At 51.4% G+C, this 2,084-nt stretch carries 2 protein-coding genes; one reads left to right on the plus strand and one right to left on the minus strand.

Going from position 1 to position 2,084, the window contains the following annotated elements:
- Positions 1-507: 507 nt before the first annotated feature.
- Complete coding sequence (locus F1735_RS33155) at positions 508-1,212, minus strand: helix-turn-helix transcriptional regulator (protein ID WP_167241208.1); 705 nt, start codon at positions 1,210-1,212, stop codon at positions 508-510.
- A 125-nt stretch (positions 1,213-1,337) separates the two neighbouring features.
- Here F1735_RS33155 and F1735_RS33160 point away from each other — a divergent pair, with 125 nt between their 5' ends.
- Positions 1,338-1,940: an acyl-homoserine-lactone synthase gene (locus F1735_RS33160; RefSeq protein WP_167241209.1), complete on the plus strand. Its 603-nt coding sequence runs from the start codon at positions 1,338-1,340 to the stop codon at positions 1,938-1,940.
- The last annotated feature ends 144 nt before the right edge of the window (positions 1,941-2,084 follow it).

Here is a 2,084-nt window from a genome sequence, read left to right on the forward strand (position 1 = left end):
CCCCGCTCCCGGAAACGATGTCAAAAGTACAGCACAAGAACGAACCCTAAAAACCCCACTACAACGCTCAAGATCACGACATACTTTGTTCAAAAACACACCCGACAAGTAGTCTGACACAGGGGGGGCTTGACCGGCATACCCAACCGCTGTTGAGATGCGTGCAAGGCGTCCTTGCGAAACAAGTCATCAAGCAATGATGAAGTGGGCTTGCTGGCCTGATCAAGATTCGTTGATGTCATAGCGGATTCGTCCGTGATAAATACAAAAACACCCTACAGATCACTAATGGTAGACGCTACGCTTTTCTAGAACCTGATTAGGCTCAATTTGAAACATGCAACGAATTCGATATTTCAACGTCGTGAGGCGAACCGAACTCGGCCGTGCTTATATGATTTATGGTCATGGTCGATGGCAATTAACCGCGCGAAATAGCCGATAGAAAACAAAAAGCCGGGCTTACCCGGCTCTGCTTAGTTCGCTTGCTCGCGCAATTCACCTCGACTAAATGAGGCCCCAGCGAATCGCCTTGACGACTGCATCCACCTTATTCTCAGCATGAAGTTTTGATCTGACCGCCTCCATGTGCTTGTCAATGGTGGCTTTAGTCACCCGAAGTCTATCCGCCACTTGTTGAGAGGTCATTCCGGTGCTCACCCATTGCAGTATCTCCGCTTCGCGCTTGGTAAGCGCCGCAGGTTCATTTATAGCCTCGGCCGGACTTATGTGCCTGACCAATCCAGTATGGGCGATTTGAGCCAGCCAGGAAAGTTGCGGTAGTTTTAGAGTCAATTCAGATTGCGATAATTCTGTGCGGTCACGACTCAAAGAAAGCATTGAGCAGCGCCCATGACGATCCCACAGACTTTGCGCGAAACCAACGCGCAGGCCGAAAGCGTCGGCATCCTCCCAAAACTCGGGCGCGAGTTCCTTGGTATTCGACCAAATAAGTGGATGTATAGAAGTCATCCCATGTTTGACCGTCGGATCGCACGCAAGGTAGTTATTCTGGAAGTAGTGCGCACGCCATTCCGGAGTGTAGCTATCGAACGTAGCGATCCTCCCATCCTCCAAGGCAACTGGGGACTTCAATACCCATGATACGGTCTGCATACCAAGGCGAAATGCCTCTTCCTTCAAGATTTTGAATCCTGCCTCACTGCTGGAAGTTGTCGAGATCTCATGCAGCACATCGTCGTGTATTTGCATAATTCCTCTAACTTTGGTTGACTAATCGCAGCGCAAACAAAAGCTGCCGGGATTCGCATTAGTGCGAATTCTTAGAAACAGAAAAAGGCGGTTCAATGATGCTTCCCGCATAAAAAGGAGGCGCTATGAATACCATGTACGCTAAAGCATCACAACTAAAGTTAGTTGATCTAAATCAAATTTTCTCTTACAGGTACGCCGTTTTTGTTGAGCGCCTGAAATGGACACTGCCCGATGCTGGCGCAGGACTTGAGGTTGACCAGTTTGATCGCGACAGCACCTACCACGTCTGCATACGCGATGCCGGCGCCACAGTTGGCTATTCGCGCCTGATCCCTACCACGGAGACATATTTACTTAGTGAAGTGTTTCCAGAGCTTATGGACGCGGCCATAATTCCGAGGTCTTCTGCTGTATGGGAACTCTCTCGTTTTTGTTCGGTCGATCTCCGCAGTCCAAACGGACACGGGCGGCAAGCTGACTTTTGGGGGTGCCAGGCAGTGTTGCGTGCTGCTGTGCAATGCGCCCTTGAGCATGATGTGAAGCGCCTCATCGCCGTCTCTGCGGTCGCCATGGAGCGTATCTTGTCCCGGCTCGGAGTGAATGCTTCCAGGGCCAGTCCAACGATGCAATTGCATGGTCACTCGGTTTTTGCCTTCTGGATCGAGCTTGACGACGTGACAAAAAATGCCTTGGGAATTACTTTCCCAGGTGCAGTGGCGGCTTAATCTGATGCTGATCAGTAGGTAACCGTTCACGTCCCGGACGGAATCGGCGGCAGCGAGGGTGTGGCGACGCCCTTTCTGGCGGCGGCGATCACAGTGGCGATGTAGACCCAGGAGGAAACGGCCCGCTTGCGGCAAGTCTCGATG

The sequence above is a fragment of the Massilia genomosp. 1 genome (assembly GCF_011682185.1).
Lineage (GTDB): Bacteria > Pseudomonadota > Gammaproteobacteria > Burkholderiales > Burkholderiaceae_D > Telluria_A > Telluria_A rubra.

What these genes read in the sequence shown, in the direction of transcription:
- F1735_RS33160 (WP_167241209.1), top strand. Translation starts at nt 1,338, where the DNA reads ATGAATACCATGTACGCTAAAGCATCACAACTAAAGTTAGTTGATCTA.
- F1735_RS33155 (WP_167241208.1), bottom strand. Translation starts at nt 1,212, where the DNA reads ATGCAAATACACGACGATGTGCTGCATGAGATCTCGACAACTTCCAGC.